Origin of the sequence: Amycolatopsis sp. CA-230715, assembly GCF_018736145.1 — a bacterium.
In the GTDB taxonomy this organism is placed as follows: domain Bacteria; phylum Actinomycetota; class Actinomycetes; order Mycobacteriales; family Pseudonocardiaceae; genus Amycolatopsis.
Window position 1 is genome coordinate 5,631,284 of record NZ_CP059997.1, and the last position, 18,858, is coordinate 5,650,141.

At 64.5% G+C, this 18,858-nt stretch carries 18 protein-coding genes and 2 pseudogenes; 12 read left to right on the forward strand and 8 right to left on the reverse strand.

All coding sequences use genetic code 11. The features are described 5' to 3' along the window. Positions 1 to 8: 8 nt before the first annotated feature. Entirely contained in the window at positions 9 to 668 is a 660-nt protein-coding gene (locus HUW46_RS27050; RefSeq protein ID WP_215541613.1) for a hypothetical protein, read from the reverse strand. A gap of 90 nt (positions 669 to 758) precedes the next feature. Here HUW46_RS27050 and HUW46_RS27055 point away from each other — a divergent pair, with 90 nt between their 5' ends. Together HUW46_RS27055 and HUW46_RS27060 are read left to right on the forward strand one after the other, a co-directional pair. Continuing rightward, the gene (locus HUW46_RS27055; protein WP_215541614.1) at positions 759 to 1,286 is read left to right on the forward strand and encodes a hypothetical protein; all 528 of its coding nucleotides are present in this window, start codon (positions 759 to 761) and stop codon (positions 1,284 to 1,286) included. A gap of 72 nt (positions 1,287 to 1,358) precedes the next feature. Then, a complete protein-coding gene (locus HUW46_RS27060) occupies positions 1,359 to 3,170 on the forward strand; it encodes a protein kinase domain-containing protein (protein ID WP_215541615.1) in 1,812 nt (603 codons plus the stop codon). A 172-nt stretch (positions 3,171 to 3,342) separates the two neighbouring features. Here HUW46_RS27060 and HUW46_RS27065 read toward each other — a convergent pair whose 3' ends face one another. Further along, complete coding sequence (locus HUW46_RS27065; RefSeq protein ID WP_215541616.1) at positions 3,343 to 4,902, reverse strand: dolichyl-phosphate-mannose--protein mannosyltransferase; 1,560 nt, start codon at positions 4,900 to 4,902, stop codon at positions 3,343 to 3,345. 83 nt (positions 4,903 to 4,985) lie between these two features. On the opposite strand from HUW46_RS27065, the gene rsmI reads away from it, so the two are divergent. From rsmI to HUW46_RS27085, 4 genes and pseudogenes are all read left to right on the forward strand, one after another. Then, positions 4,986 to 5,822: a 16S rRNA (cytidine(1402)-2'-O)-methyltransferase gene (rsmI, locus tag HUW46_RS27070; RefSeq protein ID WP_215541617.1), complete on the forward strand. Its 837-nt coding sequence runs from the start codon at positions 4,986 to 4,988 to the stop codon at positions 5,820 to 5,822. 40 nt (positions 5,823 to 5,862) lie between these two features. Further along, positions 5,863 to 6,093: pseudogene (locus tag HUW46_RS27075) on the forward strand (VOC family protein); the annotation flags it as partial. A gap of 268 nt (positions 6,094 to 6,361) precedes the next feature. After that, positions 6,362 to 7,639, forward strand: a complete 1,278-nt coding sequence (locus HUW46_RS27080; RefSeq protein WP_215541618.1) for a hypothetical protein — start codon at positions 6,362 to 6,364, stop codon at positions 7,637 to 7,639. Positions 7,640 to 7,664: 25 nt separating this feature from the next. After that, positions 7,665 to 8,213 (forward strand): NUDIX hydrolase, encoded by a 549-nt coding sequence (locus HUW46_RS27085; RefSeq protein WP_256451385.1) that lies wholly within the window; start codon positions 7,665 to 7,667, stop codon positions 8,211 to 8,213. Between the two features lie 704 nt (positions 8,214 to 8,917). Here HUW46_RS27085 and HUW46_RS27090 read toward each other — a convergent pair. Together HUW46_RS27090 and HUW46_RS27095 are read right to left on the reverse strand one after the other, a co-directional pair. Next, entirely contained in the window at positions 8,918 to 9,610 is a 693-nt protein-coding gene (locus HUW46_RS27090) for a helix-turn-helix domain-containing protein (RefSeq protein ID WP_215541619.1), read from the reverse strand. Between the two features lie 42 nt (positions 9,611 to 9,652). Continuing rightward, positions 9,653 to 10,129 carry an Imm1 family immunity protein gene (locus tag HUW46_RS27095; protein ID WP_215541620.1) on the reverse strand — a complete coding sequence of 159 codons (477 nt, stop codon included), beginning with the start codon at positions 10,127 to 10,129 and terminating at the stop codon, positions 9,653 to 9,655. A gap of 532 nt (positions 10,130 to 10,661) precedes the next feature. Here HUW46_RS27095 and HUW46_RS27100 point away from each other — a divergent pair. From HUW46_RS27100 to HUW46_RS27120, 5 genes are read left to right on the forward strand one after another with little or no spacing between them, the layout of a single operon-like run. Continuing rightward, positions 10,662 to 10,868 carry a helix-turn-helix domain-containing protein gene (locus tag HUW46_RS27100; RefSeq protein WP_215541621.1) on the forward strand — a complete coding sequence of 69 codons (207 nt, stop codon included), beginning with the start codon at positions 10,662 to 10,664 and terminating at the stop codon, positions 10,866 to 10,868. Further along, positions 10,865 to 11,209 carry a WhiB family transcriptional regulator gene (locus tag HUW46_RS27105; protein WP_254124943.1) on the forward strand — a complete coding sequence of 115 codons (345 nt, stop codon included), beginning with the start codon at positions 10,865 to 10,867 and terminating at the stop codon, positions 11,207 to 11,209. The genes HUW46_RS27100 and HUW46_RS27105 overlap by 4 nt, the downstream gene beginning before the upstream one ends. After that, entirely contained in the window at positions 11,206 to 11,526 is a 321-nt protein-coding gene (locus HUW46_RS27110; protein ID WP_215541622.1) for a hypothetical protein, read from the forward strand. Before HUW46_RS27105 ends, HUW46_RS27110 begins: the two co-directional genes overlap by 4 nt. Then, a complete protein-coding gene (locus tag HUW46_RS27115) occupies positions 11,523 to 12,257 on the forward strand; it encodes a hypothetical protein (protein WP_254124944.1) in 735 nt (244 codons plus the stop codon). Before HUW46_RS27110 ends, HUW46_RS27115 begins: the two co-directional genes overlap by 4 nt. Beyond that, positions 12,254 to 14,638 carry an FtsK/SpoIIIE domain-containing protein gene (locus tag HUW46_RS27120; RefSeq protein WP_215541623.1) on the forward strand — a complete coding sequence of 795 codons (2,385 nt, stop codon included), beginning with the start codon at positions 12,254 to 12,256 and terminating at the stop codon, positions 14,636 to 14,638. Before HUW46_RS27115 ends, HUW46_RS27120 begins: the two co-directional genes overlap by 4 nt. A gap of 257 nt (positions 14,639 to 14,895) precedes the next feature. Here HUW46_RS27120 and HUW46_RS27125 read toward each other — a convergent pair whose 3' ends face one another. The 4 genes from HUW46_RS27125 to HUW46_RS27140 form a co-directional block, all read right to left on the reverse strand. Beyond that, complete coding sequence (locus tag HUW46_RS27125) at positions 14,896 to 15,252, reverse strand: hypothetical protein (protein ID WP_215541624.1); 357 nt, start codon at positions 15,250 to 15,252, stop codon at positions 14,896 to 14,898. 18 nt (positions 15,253 to 15,270) lie between these two features. Then, positions 15,271 to 16,149, reverse strand: coding sequence for a hypothetical protein (locus HUW46_RS27130; protein ID WP_215541625.1), 879 nt, complete (start codon positions 16,147 to 16,149; stop codon positions 15,271 to 15,273). A gap of 587 nt (positions 16,150 to 16,736) precedes the next feature. After that, positions 16,737 to 16,886, reverse strand: a complete 150-nt coding sequence (locus HUW46_RS27135; RefSeq protein WP_215541626.1) for a hypothetical protein — start codon at positions 16,884 to 16,886, stop codon at positions 16,737 to 16,739. Positions 16,887 to 17,109: 223 nt separating this feature from the next. Next, positions 17,110 to 18,606 carry a recombinase family protein gene (locus tag HUW46_RS27140; protein WP_215541627.1) on the reverse strand — a complete coding sequence of 499 codons (1,497 nt, stop codon included), beginning with the start codon at positions 18,604 to 18,606 and terminating at the stop codon, positions 17,110 to 17,112. A 29-nt stretch (positions 18,607 to 18,635) separates the two neighbouring features. On the opposite strand from HUW46_RS27140, the pseudogene HUW46_RS27145 reads away from it, so the two are divergent. Continuing rightward, positions 18,636 to 18,857, forward strand: a pseudogene (locus tag HUW46_RS27145) (VOC family protein); the annotation flags it as partial. Position 18,858 lies beyond the last annotated feature (1 nt).

The following is an 18,858-nucleotide window of genomic DNA, read 5'->3' on the forward strand; positions in this document are numbered from 1 at the left end:
AGGAGCCTTCACGGGGTCGAGTGGTCGAGCATCGCGTTCAGGATCGGTTCCGTCGACGGCCACTGCTCCGCCTTCGACGAGGCGTAGACGAGGTATTCGGTGCCGCCCGCGCGCCAGTAGTGCACGCGGACGTGCCGCTGCCCCTCGGCCGCGATGTATTCGAACTCCCACACGAGCCCGTCGTTCCCGCGCACCGGGGTTTCCTCCAGCCGGAGCCGCGAGTAGCTCGGGTACCGCCGGATGAAGTCCTTTTCGCCCGCGGTGTGCACCGCCATGATCGACGCGGTGCTCGGCGCGGAAATCCCGAAGCGCACGAACCTGGTGCTGTCGGCGGGATCGCGGGCCTCGGCGGTGTACTGGTCCTTCGGCTGCGCTGTCCAGCCCGCCGGGAGCACCGTGGCGATCCCGCCCGGCCCGGAGACCGGAGCGCTCGCCGAAGACGAGGGGCTTTCGCTGCTGCTCGAGGACGCCGCGCTGCTGGGAACTTGGCTCAGCTGCGTGGCTTCAACCGTCATCGACGCGCTCGTCGCCGCGACCGCGGTACCGCTTTCGTCCTTTGTGGACACGAAGAGCAGCGTGGTGCCGATCGCGCCGCACACCACGAGGTTCCCCGCCGCGACGGCGAGTGCGAGCTTGGACGTGCTGAGCTGGCTCCCGCCCGCTGGCATCGTGGGCCTCCCACTGGCAGCTCGCGGACGAAATGGGCACCCACAGTAGCATGACGCCTTACGGCAGAGGACCGTTTCCGGGAGAACGCCATGAGTGTCGAACGCGGTGCCACAGCGAGTGAAGCGGAACGGATCGTTCTGGTTCTGGAGAACGATCTTCGCGCGAATCCGGAGGACTCGGCCGTACGGGTGAGGCTGGCGAACGCGCTCGAAGCACTCGCGTGGGACGTGCGCAGCCTGACCAGGGAACAGCGGCCGGTCATCACCAGCGCGCACCAGCTGCGGGTGTGCGAGCACGTGGCCAACCGGATCCTGCAGCTCCAGGTCGACGACGAACGGCTCAACGCCGCGGCGCGCGAACTGCTCGCCGAGGTGTCCGCCGGGCGCGGCTGGACGTGGGCGCACCAGGCGCGGGCACTGGGCCTCGGGCTGCTCGTGGTGGTGGGCGGCCTGCTCGGCGTCGTGTTCGCCGGGCTCGGCGAGTCGGTCCTGTTCGTCGTGGTCGCGGCCGTGGTCAGCAGCGGGGCGCTCGCCGTCGTCGTGCTGGCCCACCGGCGCGAACGCTGGCGGGTGGAAGCGGAACGCGTGGCTCCGCTCGTGTGGGTCCCGAAGCCGTGACCTGACTAACGGCCCGCGCACGTACTGTGGTTCGGTAGTAGCGGGCGGCCGACACAGGGAGAGGGGCACGCCGTGGACACCTTCGCGAGCGGGCTGCTGTCCCTTGCGCACCAGATCTTCGGGCCCGGAATCTGCTTCGGCGACTGGGTCTGGGCCACCAGCACGGCGGGCGCGCTCATCGCGTTGTTCCCGATCGCGGGCGGCATCGTCGTCGCGATCATGCGGAAGTGGGTCGGGAACCGGTACGACCCGACCACGCTCGCCGTCATCGGGGTCATCGCACTGGTCGCGGTGCTGGTCTTCCCTTGGCTGCTCGCCAACGGCGTCTCCAGCACCTACCGCGCCGCGTTCGCCGGTGGCTCCGGCGGGCTTTCCGGTGCCGAGCTGAAGACACTCGGCCAGGACTTCTGCGGGTTCATCGGCGACCAGAAGAGCTACCTCGGCGGCGGGCGCAACGTCTTCGAGGCGGTGTTCTTCCCGTCGAAGGACAAGCTCGCCTACTTCTACTACCTCGGCGCGCTCGTCGGCCTGCCCGCGCTCGGCCTGCTGTTCATCATGTTGCAGGGCCGCACGATCTTCCGCCGCGGCCCGAAGTGGCCCGGCCGCTTCTTCTGGCTCTCCTACGTCGCGTTCGTGGTGTTCTCCGGCGGGATGGAGGCGAACACCGCGGTCCACTTCTGGCTCGGGTTCGTCCCGTTCACGCTGCTGGGGGTCGTGCTCATCGCGCTGGTCGGCCCGCCGCCGTGGTCGGTGATCAGCCGGTCGGAACGGCCGCCGGAGCGCCCGAAACCCGAACCGGAGCCGCCGAGGCAACCTGTGCGGCAGAACCCGCCGACGGCGCTCGCGGAGCCGCCGAAGCAGGAACTGGCCGCGGTACCCGGCCCGGTACCGGTACCGCCGGGATCGGGCGCGGCGGGCAGCAGCCGGTACCGACGGGTCCGCCAGCTCGGCGCCGGTGGTTTCGGCACCGTGTGGCAGGCGGTGGACACCCAGCTCGGGCGCACGGTCGCGCTCAAGATCGCGCACGCACCCGACCGGGACACCGAACAGCGCATGCAGCGCGAGGCCCGCGCGCTCGCCGTGGTGAACCACCCGCACTGCGTCCGCGTGTACGACCTCGTGGAGGAGCCGGACGGGCTCGCGCTGGTGATGGAGTACCTCGAAGGCCAGGCGCTCGCGACCGTGGTGGACACCGAGGGCTCGCTCGACGACATCGCCGCGGGCAGGCTGTGGGCGACCATGGCGGGCGCGCTCGTCGCCGCGCACGAGAAGGGCGTGCTGCACCGCGACATCAAGCCGTCGAACGTGATCGTCGACCCTGAGGGGCTCGCGCACCTCATCGACTTCGGCATCGCCCGCAGCAAGGGCGATTCGACGCTCACCGCGACCGGCATGATGATCGGCACCCCGGACTTCGTCGCCCCGGAAACGGCGGCGGGCGCACCGGCGAGCCCGGCCTCCGACGCGTGGCAGCTCGCCGCGACGGTCAGCTACGCGCTGTCCGGCCAGCCCCCGCGCGGCACCCGCGAGACCCCGATGGCCGCGCTGATGGCCGCCGCGCGGTCGGAACCGGTGTCGAAGCTGCCGCAGCGGACCGCGCACCACCGCCTGCTCATCGCCTCACTGGACAACGACCCGCGCCGCCGCCCGACGCTGAACGCGGTGCGCCGCGAGGTCGAAGGCTGGCTCGCGCGCTCGGGGAAGTCGCCGGAAGGCCCGCTGACGCGCGCGATCCCGCAGGTCGACGGCGCGACCCGGCGTGTCGACGGCCCCGCCCGCGGCGGCCAGCGTCAGGGCCCGCCGGGCCCCGCCCCGCGGCAGGGACCGCCACCCGGCGAAGGCGCCACGCGATACCGCAAACCCACCCAGCACTGGCCGCGCTGAGTTCTTTCGGAGGCCGACGGGGAAATCCCCGAAGGTGACCTTCAGGGCGTCTAGTGCCGCGATCTCCGCCTTCGCGGAAGTCCTTTCGCCCCAAGGAAATCCTGCCATGCCCTGAAGGTGGCTTCGGGGCATCTACCGCCCCGAAGGCCACTTTCGGGGCTTGTGGGGGTGTCTATCGCCAGGAGGGGAGCCACATTTCGGCTTGCCAGTGGGTGGTGGTGATGGGGTCGGCGTTGAGGATGGGCCAGAGCCAGGCGAAGTTGGCGACGACGAGTCCGGTGTAGAGGGCGATGGCGAGTAGTCCGGTGCCGCGGCGTTCGGCGCCGCGGCGGGCGGCGCCGAGGATCTGTCCGCAGATGAGGGTCAGGCCCAAGGCGAGGAACGGGGCCATGGGGGTGGCGTAGAAGAAGTACATCTGGCGGTCGAGGTTGATGAACCAGGGCAGCAGCCCGGCCAGGTAGCCGACGGTGACCGCGGCGTAGCGCCAGTCGAAGCGGAACAGGGTGCGCCACAGGCTCCAGCCCAGCATGGGCAGCGCGAGCCACCACAGGGCGGGGGTGCCGATGAGCATGGTCGCCCGCACGCATTCCGACCCGCCACACCCCGACACCGACGCCCCGGACTCATAGGAGTAGAGCATGGGGCGCAGGCCCATCGGCCAGGTCCAGGGTTTGGACTCCCACGGGTGCGGGTGGTCTTTCGGGGTGAACAGGGTGGCGTGGAAGTGCAGCACGTTCGCGGTGTACTCGCCCAGCGACCGCAGCGCGGCGGGCAGGAACCCGAACAGTCCGGGGTCGACGTTCTTGATCTCGGTGTAGTAGCGGTCGGTAGCGGTCTCACTGGCGAACCACGCCCAATAACTAGCCAGATACGTCAACACCGGGATCGCGACGATCGCCCACAGCGCGGGTGCGACATCGCGGCGGAGTGTGCCCACCCAGGGCCGTTCCACCCCGGCCGCGCGTCGTGCGGCGACGTCGAAGGCCACGCACAACACTCCGAACGCCGCCATGTAGTACAGGCCGGACCATTTGATCGCGAAGGTCAGCCCGACCATCAGCCCGGCCGCGAACCGCCACCACCGAAACCCCAGCTTCGGACCGAACCGGGTCTCGTGCACCCAGCCCTGGCGCACCGCGGTCGCCAGCCGCTCCCGTACCTGGTCCCGATCCCGCAGCAGACACGCGAACGCGGCGAGGGCGAACACGGCGATGAAGATGTCGAGCATCCCCATCCGCGACTGCACGTGCAACACCCCGTCGCAGATCACCAAAACCCCAGCGATCCCACCCAACAAGGTCGACCGCGTCAACCGCCGCGCGATCACGACCGTCAACGCGATCAACACCGTGCCCGCGATCGCGGGCACGATCCGCCACCCCCACCCCCCATACCCGAACAACGCCTCACCCACCGCGATCAACTGCTTCGCCAACGGCGGATGCACCACGAGCTCGTAGCCCGCGTTGTCTTCGAAACCGCCGTTGCGCAGCACCTGCCACGCTTGCGGGACGTAGTGCTTTTCGTCGAAGACGGGCGAACCCTTGTCGGTGGGGACGCCGAGGTTCTGCAACCGGACGAACCCGCCGATCAGAGTCAGCACGATCGTCACGACCAGCGCCCGCACCCGATCCTGCGGCATCGGACTCCCCAGCAACGCCGCCTCACGATCCGACGGCGGCCGCAACACCTCAGGATCATCCCCGTGCGGGCGGGTCAGTGTCGCGGTCACGGGGGAAGATCCTAGATGTGCCGGCGTGAGTTCGTCGTCGGCCCGGGTGGGCGGGGGTGTCCGCGGTCTGCGACCGTATGCCCATGGAAGCTGGACGGCTGGTGCTGGCCGCGACCCCGCTCGGCGACATCGGGGACGCTTCCGCGCGCTTGACGGCGGCGTTGGCCGAGGCCGACGTGATCGCCGCGGAGGACACGCGGCGCCTGCGCGCGCTCACCCTGGCGCTGCGCGTGACACCGACGGGCAAGATCGTTTCCTTCTACGAGGACGTCGAGTCGGCGCGCCTGCCGAAGCTGCTGGAATTCCTCCGCGACGGGCTGACCGTCGTGCTGGTGACGGACGCGGGCATGCCGAGCGTGTCGGATCCCGGGTTCCGCCTCGTCGTCGCGTGCGTCGAGGAGGACATCGCGGTGACCTGCCTGCCCGGCCCGTCCGCGGTCACCACCGCGCTGGCCCTGTCCGGCCTGCCGTGCGACCGGTTCTGCTTCGACGGGTTCGCGCCGCGCAAACAGGGCGAGCGGGCGAAGTGGTTCGCCGAACTGGCCCGCGAGCCGCGCACGGTGGTCTTCTTCGAATCACCGCACCGGCTCGCTTCGACACTGGAAGACGCGGTGGCGGGATTGGGCGGCGACCGGCGGGCCGCGGTGTGCCGCGAGCTGACGAAGACCTACGAGGAGGTCCGCCGCGGCACGCTCGCCGAGCTGGCCGACTGGGCGGCCGACGGGGTGCGCGGGGAGATCACCGTGGTGCTCGACGGCGCCGCGCCGCGGTCCGTGCGGGTCGAGGACCTGGTCGGCGAGGTCGCCGAGCGGGTGGCCGCGGGCGAGCGGCTCAAGTCGGCATCGGCGGAGGTCGCCGCGGCCGCCGGAGTGTCCAAAAAGGAGCTGTACGACGCGGTGCTCGCGTCGCGGGCCCGATAAATGCCACCCAGTGGAAGGCGCCCGCGGTTAGGGTGAGCCCATGGCGTCGGTCAAGCAGGTCCAAATCACGTTCGATTGCGCTGATCCCGAGCGCGTGGCCCGGTTCTGGTGCGAGGTGCTCGGGTACGTCGTGCCGCCGCCTCCGGAGGGATTCGCCAGCTGGGGCGATTTCGACCGCTCGCTGCCGCCGGAACGGCAGGGCGCGGCGTTCGCCTGCGGTGATCCCGATGGCGTCGGCCCGCGCCTGTTCTTCCAGCGCGTTCCCGAGGGTACATGTTATAGAGACGTAACAAGTTACAAAGCGTGACAGAGCGCCTACTTAATCGGGGGGTCATACAGCATGTAGGCTGGTCAGAGACGTGGTAGTGATCACAGCCTAGGGGCAAGCGATGGGAGCACCGGGAGCGCGACGGCCCGCCACAGGGGCGCGGCGAGGGAGACGCTGCGGGGCGTGCGGGACACTCCTTGCGGCGGACAATAACGCGTTGCTGTGCGGGAAGTGCTTCAAGTCGCGGGCTGACCAACTTCGTACGCCTCCCGTGTTCAAAGACGAGTTCTACGAAACCGATCAGTTTCGCGCAGCGTTCAAGCGTGAGCACATCGGCGCAGTATTTCGTGCTTACCGGAACCATCCGCACTGGTTGCGCTCGTTTGGCAAGGGGCTAAACCAAGAAGTGCTTGGCCGTTGGCTCAATATGAACCAAGCGCAAATCAGCAGAATCGAAAATGCGCCGGACTCGACAGAGTACACCGTAAGGACGCTGCGAGGCTGGGTAGAAGCACTTAATATTCCAAGGCGTCTATGCTGGTTTTACCACTCAGAAGAGAGCGGGCAGAGGGCGGGCCCTATTGTGGCCGCAGTAGGGCCTTTGCAATTGCCCGACTCGAACGGTGCGGGACTGCGGCCGACGATAGACACGAGTAAAATACTACGAGTCGGCAAGCTGGCGGATGCGCGTTTACACTTTGAGAAGATGTATAGAAACTCCGGTGGTCTTGTTGCAAGAGTCCGGCTAGAACAGTATCTTGCTCGGCATTCATCGCCGCTTATCGCCATGAATTCCGGTAGCGATCCTACTGGAGTAGAGCATCAGCGCGCGATTGGGGCATTGATCGCGCTAACGGGTGTCTGTGCCTACGATTCTGAAGACTGGACAGCCGCAAATTCTTACTTTCTGCAAGCGTTGAACATTGCGCAAGCATTAGGTGATCGCAGCTTTCAGGGTTACGTTTTAGCGTTGATGACGAACCAAGCTTTGGCTTTAGAGGATTATCGGACAGCCGAAGACTTATCCAAGTCAGCTCTGTCTTTGCTTGATGAGGGGACTTCCTCGCTGGCGGTTGACCTGCAAGTGATGAATGTGAAGTCTCTGGCGTTTCAGGCAGAAAAATCGGCGGCATTGCGCGCGATTCACAACCTGGAATCGCACTTTTCTTCTAATCCTGCCACTGCGTCGATTGCTGAGGCAAGTTACGCTCAAACCGGACACTTGCATGCGGGAATTGCTGAAGCTCTTATGAGTCTCGGCGATTATCAGGCGGCAGAACAGTATGCGGAGACTTCCATCAAAAGCGGAAGTCATGCGAGGGGTAAAGTCAATCAACTAGCGTCGCTAGCTACACTTGAAATCGCAAAAGGCGAGATTGAGCGCGCCTCTTCATTGGCGACTAAAATGGTGGAGACATCGTACGGTATGGAATCACGGCGCCTTATAAGGCGCTTCGTGGAGATCAGAAACTCTCTGGCCAAGGGGGCGCCTAGTGTCGCTCGTGACGCCATCGATATGGTAGACAATGCCGTCGCCTTACTGGTGTGAACACTGAGTGATTGGACGTAGTCGCGTGGAGTGGATAAATCATGGCGAGAAACTTGTCTACGAAAATCGTTGGTTCAAGGTCAACTTGGCGGACGTCGAGTTGCCGGACGGCCGCCATCTAGATCATTATCTGATTAGGCAGCGCGCCGTTGCGCTTGTCGCTGCGGTAAATTCCCGTGATGAGGTCATGTTGCTATGGCGGCATCGATTCATCACGAATACTTGGGGTTGGGAGTTGCCTGCTGGTGTGGTTGATGACGGCGAATCAGTCGAGCATGCGGCGGCGCGGGAAATGCTCGAAGAGACCGGTTGGCGTGCGGGACCGCTACACAAGTTGCTCACCGTTGAACCGTCAAACGGTCTAGCGGACGCGCTACATCATATCTATTGGGCAGACGGCGCCGAATATGTGAGCCATCCTGAAGACGACTTCGAATCTAATCGTCGAGAGTGGATTCCCCTAGCCGCAGTTCCCGACTTGGTCAACAAGGGAGAAATTCGAAGCGCCAACGCGGTTGCTGCTCTGCTGCTTCTGCATCACATGCGGTCCGGACCGGGTTTCGAAAAGGAGTGATCGCAGAGCCCGGGGTTTCCGCAAAGTTGCGGTGCTGTTTCGGCTTTGTCGTCGTCTAGTGCTGTTGCTGCCCAGCACAGGAGTGCGCACACCGGTATTTCGCAGAGCTCACCGGGTTTCAGGTTGGGGAAGACGCCAGTGCCGAATATGACGTAGCCGACGACTTCAATCGGGGTGCCGGTAATGAGAGCGCCGTGTACCTGAATCTGAGCTTCTGGCATGTCTCCGCTGTCCCAGAGGTACACAGATCTGTCATCTAGGGTCATGGCCCACGGGGACAATGCGCGCGCGACTTCTGACAGTGGTCCGTATCCGGCGCGCACCAATAGGTGGCGTTCTGATATGTCGTCACCGGCGTTGACCCGCACGAGTGATACAGGCAGGTGCCCGTACTTGTCTGTGTGTTTCAGATATGCGGCCATGAGCGCGTGTACGGTTTCCGCTGAGGGATTCATTTCTTCTTTTGGTTTGGTTGAGAGGATGTGTCGGGGGCGGCTAGTTCGGTTACGTCGTTCGTGCTGAACATGTGCGTCATTCCGATGTAGTCCATCCGGACCGGGAATATCGTGCTATTCCACTGTCCCTCGTAGTAGGTCACGGTTCCTTCCCTGCCGTTGTACGGGGTCGGTTCGGTGATCCGGACGCGGGTTCCTGGTGGTGGCCTGTTGTGGGTTCCCCGTTGATGGGAGGCCCACCAGTCAAGGTTACAAAGCACGGTTCCGGTTCCGTACCTGATGGAGAACTACGAATGACGTTAGTTCGTCCAGCGGCACCCGAAGTCCTATCGCCACTCCGATGAGCAGGGGAACAGTGGATAGGTTGTATCGCGAATTCTCGATCTTTGACAGGATGGTAGCGCCCATTCGCGAGCGTTTGGCCCATTCTTTCTGTGTGATGGATGCGCGGTTTCGGATGGCGTGGATATGCGATCCTAGTCTTACCTGATGACTGTTGCCTACGGCGTACTGCCATGTGATCCGGGACAGTTCCTTTCCGTCTTTGCGTACAGGAAATCTGTCAGGCTGGTAGAGGCCTGTCTCATATAGATGGGCGTCACGTGCCACGTAGTCCTCTGCAACCAAGAGGATTAATTGATCAGGTTCTACGCCGAGTGCGTACGCGAGTTTGCGGAGTGTGTAGAGCGATGGGCGTTGCCTGCCGTGTTCTATGCATTGAATTGCGGAACGGGATAGATTAGTCAGGTCACATAGGTGTCGTATCAGCATTTTGTTCTGCTCGCGTAGGCGATTCAGCCATTCGCCCTCATCGCGGTATGCGATGAGTTCGCGGTCTTTGCGCAAGCGGGTCCGTTCGATGAACGCCCGATCATTGAGTATGCGTTCGCTGAGTTCGTTCTGACTTGAGAACAAACCGATTTCCAGGTCCAGACTGTTCACTGCGTGATCTTCCTCTTTGTTGGATTACCGGCGGCGCCGTGGTTAGTACGCGATCCATTCGACGCAGCGCGGGCGTTTGCGTGTTTCGAGCCATTCGAGTAGCGCCATGCGTGCGTGCGTTATCGGGATGAGAGCGGAACGGGGAAAAACGGCGCCAGTTTCCTCGCTGAAGATGAGGTCTACTTCTGGGTGGGGTTGACGCGGGTCGTAAGTGACCGCGTGGGGCATATCGGTGTCGTCGTGGTCGCTGTAGTGAAGAGCGGCCACCCGGCGCAGCGATGAGACGGTGATCCGGAACTGGTGGTTGGGAATCGGGCCGCCGTCGGGCGCGCTGTAGTACTCGCGGTCGCCGATGTAGAGAAGGGTCTCCGATCGCGTGTGCTCGGTCGCGAGGATCGTGTCTATCAGGTTGACCGCTGCCGCTTTTCCGTGCGCCACGCGCGCGACGCCGTTACTGAGTGACGCGGTGACGGTCAAGCGCGATGCGCGCTCGCTACGGCCGCCGTGTGTTTCGGTCATTCGCAGGCCGCCTGCTCTGTTCGAATTGTTCGTGGGTCTGTGGCAACCGTGGTGCCCCTGGTGTCCGGTGGTCTATGCCGGGAGCCGCATACGCTATGCAGGATCCCGCATAACCCCAGCTCACAGGGAGTGCGTCGGCGAATAATCCGCACGCGGCATGTCGGACGGGCAGCGCGCCCCGCCGCCGGTCCGGCGAAACCTCGGAAACGGCCGTTCGACACCCGCTCGTAGGACCTCTGGAGGGGCGTTCCGCGGCCGCTCCGCGGTGCACGTTTCCGCAGTTCAGAGGGGGTGTGGCGCCCGCCGGCGGACCTCACTTTCAAGATCAACTATTCACGTGGTGAATATTGACGCGGAAATATGCGGATTCTGAATACTCTTTTGCCGCGTCATGGTAGTTGACCTGCGGTTACTCGCGCGGCGGCATATCGATATTCCGGACGCGGCATAGTTGATTTCTTGGTTTCGGCGCCTACTGGGTTCACCGGCTCGCAGAAGCGGGACGGAAACCTAGTAGAAGGAACCAAATATTATGGATAACCACGAATACCGCGCCGTTTATACCGGCGTGTTTTCGATCCGTGAGACCGCGTGGATTCTCGGAGTGGACGAAGACCACGTGTGCCGCTTGATCCGTGTCGGCGTGCTGCCTGCGGTCCGTCGCCGTGGGCGGCTGGTCGTTCCCGCTCACGCGGTCGCGCTGTTGCTGCCCGCCCCCGGCGAGAGGGGGCGGAAGTGACCGACGAACAGGAGTACGGCGAGTTCGCCGAACAGGCCGCCGCGCGGCTTGATCACCTCGAAGTGGTGCCGTCCGGGGTGCTGTTGCACGTGGTGACCCGCGACGGGGCGTGCATGTGGTTCACCGCAGGAACCGACAACCCGGAGTGCCCCGAGGACGGCCCCGAACGGGAGGTGGCCGCCGCTATCTGCGGTGACTGCCCGGTGCGTGATGAGTGTCTGGAACTGGAGTTCCGCACGGCCGGTTACGGCACGGTCGGCGTGTGGGGCGCACTCGCCGAAGACGACCGGCGCGCGGCCTATCTCGCGTGGACGGCCCGCAGGGACGGGGGCCGTTCATGAACGTGACCCCTACTCAGTTGCTCGCGGCGTTGGGCGTGGCGCTGGTCGTGTTGTGGATATGGCGCGCGTCGGCCCGGCGCGCGCGGCGGACGGCGGACGCGGCACGCGCCAGTGCCCGGCTGTTGTCGCTGACCGGTCGCGTGGTCGTCGGCGCGGCACTGCTGTCGGGTGTGCAGTGGTTGGCGTTCACCTACCCCGGTGCGCACTGGCTGTTGCGCGTCGCGGCGTTGGGGCTGCCCGCGCTGTTCACCTCGTACACGCTCACCAGGGCGTTGACGGTGACCACTGTGGACGTGCGGCGGGGTGGTCGCCGATGACCGAACCAAGGAAGGCAGGAACCGAACCCGTCGAGCGGGTGGCTATCCAGGTGGACCGGTTGTGCTGGTCGGGTGTGCTGTTGGGCTTGGCGTTCACGATGACCAACGTTCAGCAGTTCGCCGCGAACGGCGCACCCGCGTGGTCTCTGCCGTGGTGTACCGCGTGGCTGCTCGACCCGATGGTGTCGGTAGTGCTGCTGTCGATCCTGCGGGCCGAACAGGTCACCGCACGCCACGGCATCCGCACCGGAGGATGGGTGCGGGCGGCCAAGTGGTTCACGCTGACCGCTACCTACGTCATGAACACGTGGGAGGCGTACACGGCCGGTAGCCCGGCGTTGGTGGTACTGCACTCGGTGCCGCCGCTGGTCGTGTTCGTCGCCGCCGAAGCCGTGACAGATCTGCGGGACAAACTCGGCGCGGCTATGGCGGTCGCGTTCATGAACACCGCCGACCACGCCCCGCCGGGCGTGAACGGGACGGCCGACACCGGCGCGGCCGTGTCCACTTCGGAGCCGTCGCAACCGGACGCGGGCACGGACGCGGCGTCACCAGCTCGGCGCGCGCGGACCTCGTTCGCGGAGTATCTCGCGCTCGCACGCGCCGCACGGACCCCGGAAACCGTCGTGACCCCCGCGTGGGTGCGCGAGGCCACCGGGTGTTCGCGCGGCCTGTCCTCCCGGTTGGCGGCGACGCTGACCGCCGACAGCGCCGGGGGTGGTCAGCGATGAACACGACGCCTGAGACCCCCGACGGCGGAGCACGCGCGGGTGAGCTGGTCCCGAAGATCTACGACGCGGAAGTAATCGACACGGAGGTGATCACCGACAACAACGAGCACAACAACGACGGCGGTGGGAGCACGGCCCGCCGGGCGGGGCTAGTGGTGCGGCGCAAGGTGATCGACTGCACCGGCTACGTGGTGCGGCGGGTACGGGAGTCCGACCGTGCCGCACGGTGGCGGGCGCTACTGGCCTACCGGGTGCGCAAGGCACCGCAGGATCTCCTGCGGCTGTTGTGGTTCCTGCTGCGTGGTCACGGCCGATGGATCGCGAAGGGATGGACGTGGGCCACCTACGCCGATCTTCGCGGGGACGTCCGGCAAGCCCGGATGGCAGGCGACGCGCAAGCCCGCCGCGAAGCACAGGAAACCCTACGGGCCGACGCGAAAGCACGGTGGGCCAAGCTCGCAATCGGCCTGCGGCGCGTGGTGGTCACCGCCGCCGTGGTGGTGGTCGTGCTGGTCCTGCTCGCACTCACCGAAATGTTGTTCGACCGCGCGAGCATGCCCGACTGGCTAGCCGCCCTGTATGAGATCCGCGACGGTATCGGAGCGGGCATCGTGGCCGTGGTGCCGTGGCTGCTGACCGTCGGCCCGATCGGCTGGATTGCCGCCGCCACATGGGAAGGACGCGACAAAACACCGGGCGCGGGATGGCTCGTTCAACCCGACCGCGGAGACGCTGAGTCCTGGGTGGACGAACGCATGATCTCCCGTGCCCTGGCGCATCTTGGTGTGGCTCCGCTGAACCGTTTTTTCAAGGACGGTGGGGAATTGAGCTACCTCACCGCCGCGCGCAAGGACGGAGATGGAACGTTCGCGCGGGTGCGGCTGCCCCTCGGGGTGACCGCCGACATGGTGGCCGACCGCCGCGCCACGCTCGCGGCGAACCTCGGGCGCGCGTCGCTGGAAACCTGGCCCACCAAAGCCGATGAGGACGGAGTACTGGACCTCTGGATTGCCGACAAGGGCACGCTTCAGGGGGGCGCGGGTGACTGGCCGCTGTTGCATGAGGGCACGGTGGATGTGTTCGACGGGGTGCCGTGGGGCCTGACCCAACGCGGCCTTGTCGTGAACGCGCCGTTGCTTGAGGCGAATTGGTTGATCGGTGGTCGGCCCGGTCAGGGCAAGACGGCGGCCATGCGGACGCTGGTCCTCGGGGCGGGGTTGGACCCCACCGCCGAACTGTGGGTGTTCGTCATGGGCGAGAGCCCGGATTTCGAGCCGCTGAGGCCGCGTCTGAGCCGCTACCGCATGGGCATGGATGATTCAGTGGCCGCCGATGCCGTGGCGGCGCTGAGGGACCTTACAGAGGAGATGGAGCGGCGCGGCCGGATCTTGGGCGCGCAACCCGGACGCCCGCCCAAGGTGTCCCGCAAGCTCGCGGACAAGCCGGGGTTGGGGTTGCACCCGCTCATCCTGGCAATCGACGAGTGTCACGAACTGTTCCAGCACAAGAAATATGGGAAGCACGCGGCAGAGTTGGCCGTCCGGCTGATCAAACGTGGCCGCAAGTACGGCGTGATCCTGGTCTTGGCGACGCAATCGCCCACAAAGGACTCCATCCCCAAGGAAGTGACCCGCAACATCTCGTGTGGTGTCGCGTTCGCCGTGGCCGACCACATAGCCAACGACGGCCTGTTGGGCGCGGGCCGGTACCGGGCAGGCATCCGCGCCACCGAACTACGCATGCGGACCGATCGGGGCACGTGCGTAGCGGTAGGGATCACCGACGAACCATGGGAGTTGGTACGTACCTTCTATGTGCCGTTCGAGGACGGTACGGACATGGTGACCCCGGTCGTGGCGCGCGCTATGGCGCTACTGGCCGAACAGGGACGGCAGGTGACCGCGACCACCGCAGACGACGGCGGCGAACCGGCACCGGTTGATCACTTGGCCGATATCCTGGACGTGTGCCAGGGAGAGAAGCGTGTCCGCACGCAAACCGTGCTTGCGCGGTTGATCGCGGACAACCCGGACGAGTACGACGGCTGGACGTTGACCGATCTCTCAGCCACGCTCAACCGCTACGGCATCACCCCCGGCAAGAGCCACGGCGTCATGGTCATCCGGGCCGATGACGTGAGTTCCGCACTCGCCACCCGAGAGGACGAACAGGCGGGGGAGCACGACGGGGAGGCCACGGGGAACCGGGGAGTTCTCCCCAGCGCCGAAAACGACCAAACTCCCCCGGTTGACCAGGGAAAACCCCAGCGGGGGAGGCAATCCGGCACCCGCCGGAACACCCCCGAAACCCCCGGAAAACACGGTCCGGCACCGTCACGGCCGGACTCCCCGGACACCGACGGGGGCGCCGATGACCAGTAGGCCGCCACGGGCTGACGGTGCCCCGTCCGGCGTTCGCGAGATCCGCGCTCTGGATGACCCCGTGATTCTAGGAAGGGCGGCGCGCATCGTGCGCGCGGCACTGGCCCGCAAGACCGAACGGACCGCGACCGATGAACCCCACCCCACAGAGGCAGAGACGGCCACAGACTGACTCACCACACGACAGAACCCCCGGCAACCACGGTTGCCGGGGGTTCTGTCGTGAAATCGTGCACTCTTTCAGGTGGTCGGGCCTATCAGTAGCCGAAGTACTCCGAGGCATCGACCACGCGTCCGCCGTCGAAAAGTTGGACCAGAACAGAATCCCGAAATGCCCATCGACTGTCTAAGAAAGCTGCAAGGTGTATACCTAGGTTCCAGTAGTAGCGTGGGGAACCATCGTCACCTAGAAGCGGGAAACGTACGCGAACCTCGGTTGGTTCGGGACTGAGCATTTTGAACGTCACGTACCCTAAGGAGTCTTCCCTGAAGACGGCGGTGACATAGAAACTGTCGCCGCGCTCCTCTGCTTCTGCGGTGTTTTTTGCGAAAGAGACGTCAACCTGTTCTTTAATCCAAGTCAATGCCTGGTCTTTTGCTGGCGGACTCTCCATGTGTATTGCCCTTCCGGGCTAATGTGTTGCCAATTTTGTTTTCGTAATGCCAAATGTTGCCCGATTGCCTGACGTTGGCCCTGGCCCGTTTACCCATTGAGGACACTCGTCCATGCCCCTGCAAAACGCGGTTAGAACGCCAACCGGGCGGCCGTCTGGCGAGTGTTCGACCGGGATTCCGGGAAGTCCTATATTGTCGATGGTCAGTGAACCGACCACAAAATCAAGTGTCTCGTCAGGATCCTGTGTGTTGTAGATGTTGAGAACGTAGTTCGGGTTATCTGGTCCGCGGACTTCCTTCTCTCCTTGTTCTATTGTCGTGGCGACTACTGTTGAGGAGGTTACTTTATGTTTTCCGCTCGCATGCAGCATGCCAAAGGTTGGCGCTATGTTCTGCCCTACGCGTACAGGCACGTCTTCTCCGTCAACGTCTATTGCTGTCTTTTCTACCACCCATCGCGACGGAGAGCAATTGCGGACTATGGTTGACGGCCCGTTCTTATTCCACTCCAAGTGGGTGCCCAACGGGGTTTCTTCTTGTGTGAAATGAGCCTTTGAGTACATCGTGTCGCCGTAATGACACTCGTTCCACGAGGACACCACATTAGCTGAACTTTGATTATTAACTGAAGCTGTCGCCGGGGTCCCAACCTGAGCGAATGAGCCATCGGCTTGCTTTTTATAAAGAGTAAGAGTTATGCCAAGAAAGTACGCGGGCCTATCGCATGATAGCGTGGCTGTCGATTGGGTGAGATCTGGAACAACGCCGTCCGTTCCAGTGGCAAAACCTGTGCAATTTATCTGCTTCAGTTTTTCGCTGGCAGCCGCCGAAGCGTGACTAAAAGACAATGTCGCAACGATCGCGCCGATTGCTCCTAAGCAAGCTCTGGTGCGCATCGTTCTTCGCATATGTTCTCCCCCTTGGAAGAAATAATTGCAGAATTAACTCTTAGTTGAACGGAAGACTCAGTGAAACACAAAAGGCCTAGTCCAGGCTATACGCCATCTGGGGTAGCCGCAGGCTGGCCCACCACCGCGCCAGGGGGTCTCCAGGAGTCGCTAGGACGGATCTGCAAGGCGGAGTGGTGTGCGGCGCTGCGCGCCATTTGAAGGGCGGCGCGCATCGTGCGCGCGGCACTGGCCCGCAAGACCGAACGGACCGCGACCGATGAACCCCACCCCACAGATGCAGAGAAAGCCACAGACTGACCCGCAACACGGCAGAACCCCGGCAACCACGGTTGCCGGGGTTCTGCCGTCACAATCGGTCTCAAAGGCTGAAGCTGCCTCGCGTATGCCGTCGTTCGGGGCACGGTGCCTACGCCACCACGAAGCGGCTGCGAGGAACGCCAACGGCCAGGGTCCAGGATCCGTCGACGTCCTCACACGCCAGTGTGGCACCGCCCTGGTTGCGTTTCCATGGGCCACCGGGCCAAATGTTTCGTACGCCTCCCGCCCGGCTTCGGTAGCGTCACAGCCCGGTCTCAGTCGTCGTGCGGGTCGCGGTCCTCGCTCGCTGCCGCCTGCGATACCGCGAAGTCCCACACCCACGAACTACCGTCCACGTACAGCCGTGGTTCCGGGAACGTGAGCGGGTTGTCACCACGGCTGTAGTCGCGGGCCACGCCGAACATCTGCACTTCGCACGAGTGGCGTTCGCCGTTCGGACGCTGGAAAGTCAGAGTCCACGCGTACCGGCCGTCTCCGTAGTCCTTGTCCGGGCACCGCCGCGAGGTGACAAGCCGGTAGCCCCACCGCTGTCACACCTCCGTGGCGAAGCTGTCCACATTGACGCGTGCGGTGTCCTCATGCGCGGTCGGCAGAGGACCACCGCCCGGATTTGGCAGCGTCACACGATCACCGTTCCCCTTCGCCTGCGGTAGACGCGTCCGAGCGTAGCGACACCTGCCACTTGATTTTCACGCGTTCGGGGTTGTAGGTCCGGTGCATGCCCGGCGGCGACTTCTCCAAGGTGATCTTCTCGATGAACAGGCGCAGGAACCCGCGCTTTTCGTCTAGTGTCATGTCCGGCCATGCCTCCCGCGCCTCCGCAATGTCGATATCGATCACCTTGGGCGGCAGGCTCGCGTACTCGCGCCGTAACCGGTTCTCGTTGTCCGCGATACCCTGCCGCGCTTCCTTCCACTCGGACATGGTCAAACTTCCCGGGGTCGCCCACTCCGCCGCCAACTCGACCCGTTGACGCTCCAACGCGTCGAGTTCCTTGGCGATCTGCTCGCGGCGCGGGCCGTGTTCGTCCGCCGCTATGGCGTTCAGGAATTCCGGCTTGTCCAGTTCCTTGAACAACCTCTTGACCACATACCGTTCTGTCTCGTCCAACAGGATGCCGGTGCACCCACGGCCCCCGGCAGTCGGATGACACTGCAAATACGCCACCCGCCGCTTGTGGACAGTCCTCATGGAACCGGTAAGGCGGTGCTGACACACCCCGCACACCATCAACCCACCCGTGAGCAGATACCTACGGCCGGTCGAATTCCCCCGATGCCGCGCACCGATCGGATACGTCCCCTTCCCGTCCGCGCGCTTCACCCGGCGCGGCTGCGACAACACGAGTCGGCACGCCTGCCACGTGTTCTCGTCCAAAATCGGCGCCCAGTTCCCCCGCGCCACTATCTGACCCCGATACACCCGATGCCCCGCCACCGTCGGCAGGGTGACCCAGTTTCGCACCGCCCCCGGACTGATCTGCCCGCCGTTCGCACCCCGCAACCCACGTGAGCGGAACTGTGCGGCGATATTCGCCAGCGACCACCCCGCCAGCACCCATTCCGCCGCCTGCCGTATCGCGTCAGCCTCCTCCGGAACCTCTACATACGTCTTGGTGCCGTCCTCTTTCACCGCGCGCTTGTACCCGAACGGGTTGCCGCCCGGCGGCTCACCTTCTGCCGCCTTATCGGCCAACCTGTCATTGATCCGCCGCTTCGTACGACGAACCTCACCCGCGCCCAAGACCGCCTTGATTCCGGCCACCTCATCGCGGACCCGAACAATGCCATCCCGGTTGGTGTGCAACTCTTCGATACCCGCCGCGTCCATCAGGGCAGCAAGTTGGAACCACTGAATCTCTCGCCGTTCAAGCCGGTACTGCTCCACCGTCCAGATATGCGCGACTTCACCCCGCTCGATCGCATCCCGCAAACTGTTGTACTCGGGTCGCTCTAGATCCTCTTCGGCGGCGCTCAAGTCATTGTCGGCGAACACCTTTACCGGCAATCCGGGCCACGTCTGCGCGGCGTAGTCGCGTCCCCAGCGCTCTTGCGCCTTCACGCCCTCTTTGCGTCCTGCGCGGTCCACCGAAATCCGGCAGTAGAGTGCAACGTACCTGGTCATAGGCCCAGCGTGAGCCCGTTACGTCTCGAAAGCAACTACCAGAGGGCAAGGTCGTCAAGAACCGGGTGCACATCGACGTCCGGGTCGGCACCGGGCTCGTGGGTGACGAGCGCGTCGCCGCGCTCGAAGCCGAGTGCGCCCGACTGGTCGCGCTCGGTGCGACCCGCCTGGAGCTGCTGGTCGCCGACGAGTACAACGAATCGTGCCTGCCGATGCTGGACGTCGAGGGCAACGAGTTCTGCCTCGACTGAG

What these genes read in the sequence shown, in the direction of transcription:
- HUW46_RS27050 (WP_215541613.1), bottom strand. Translation starts at nt 668, where the DNA reads ATGCCAGCGGGCGGGAGCCAGCTCAGCACGTCCAAGCTCGCACTCGCC.
- HUW46_RS27055 (WP_215541614.1), top strand. Translation starts at nt 759, where the DNA reads ATGAGTGTCGAACGCGGTGCCACAGCGAGTGAAGCGGAACGGATCGTT.
- rsmI (WP_215541617.1), top strand. Translation starts at nt 4,986, where the DNA reads ATGGAAGCTGGACGGCTGGTGCTGGCCGCGACCCCGCTCGGCGACATC.
- HUW46_RS27095 (WP_215541620.1), bottom strand. Translation starts at nt 10,129, where the DNA reads ATGACCGAAACACACGGCGGCCGTAGCGAGCGCGCATCGCGCTTGACC.
- HUW46_RS27100 (WP_215541621.1), top strand. Translation starts at nt 10,662, where the DNA reads ATGGATAACCACGAATACCGCGCCGTTTATACCGGCGTGTTTTCGATC.
- HUW46_RS27110 (WP_215541622.1), top strand. Translation starts at nt 11,206, where the DNA reads ATGAACGTGACCCCTACTCAGTTGCTCGCGGCGTTGGGCGTGGCGCTG.
- HUW46_RS27115 (WP_254124944.1), top strand. Translation starts at nt 11,523, where the DNA reads ATGACCGAACCAAGGAAGGCAGGAACCGAACCCGTCGAGCGGGTGGCT.
- HUW46_RS27120 (WP_215541623.1), top strand. Translation starts at nt 12,254, where the DNA reads ATGAACACGACGCCTGAGACCCCCGACGGCGGAGCACGCGCGGGTGAG.
- HUW46_RS27125 (WP_215541624.1), bottom strand. Translation starts at nt 15,252, where the DNA reads ATGGAGAGTCCGCCAGCAAAAGACCAGGCATTGACTTGGATTAAAGAA.
- HUW46_RS27130 (WP_215541625.1), bottom strand. Translation starts at nt 16,149, where the DNA reads ATGCGCACCAGAGCTTGCTTAGGAGCAATCGGCGCGATCGTTGCGACA.
- HUW46_RS27135 (WP_215541626.1), bottom strand. Translation starts at nt 16,886, where the DNA reads ATGTTCGGCGTGGCCCGCGACTACAGCCGTGGTGACAACCCGCTCACG.
- HUW46_RS27140 (WP_215541627.1), bottom strand. Translation starts at nt 18,606, where the DNA reads ATGACCAGGTACGTTGCACTCTACTGCCGGATTTCGGTGGACCGCGCA.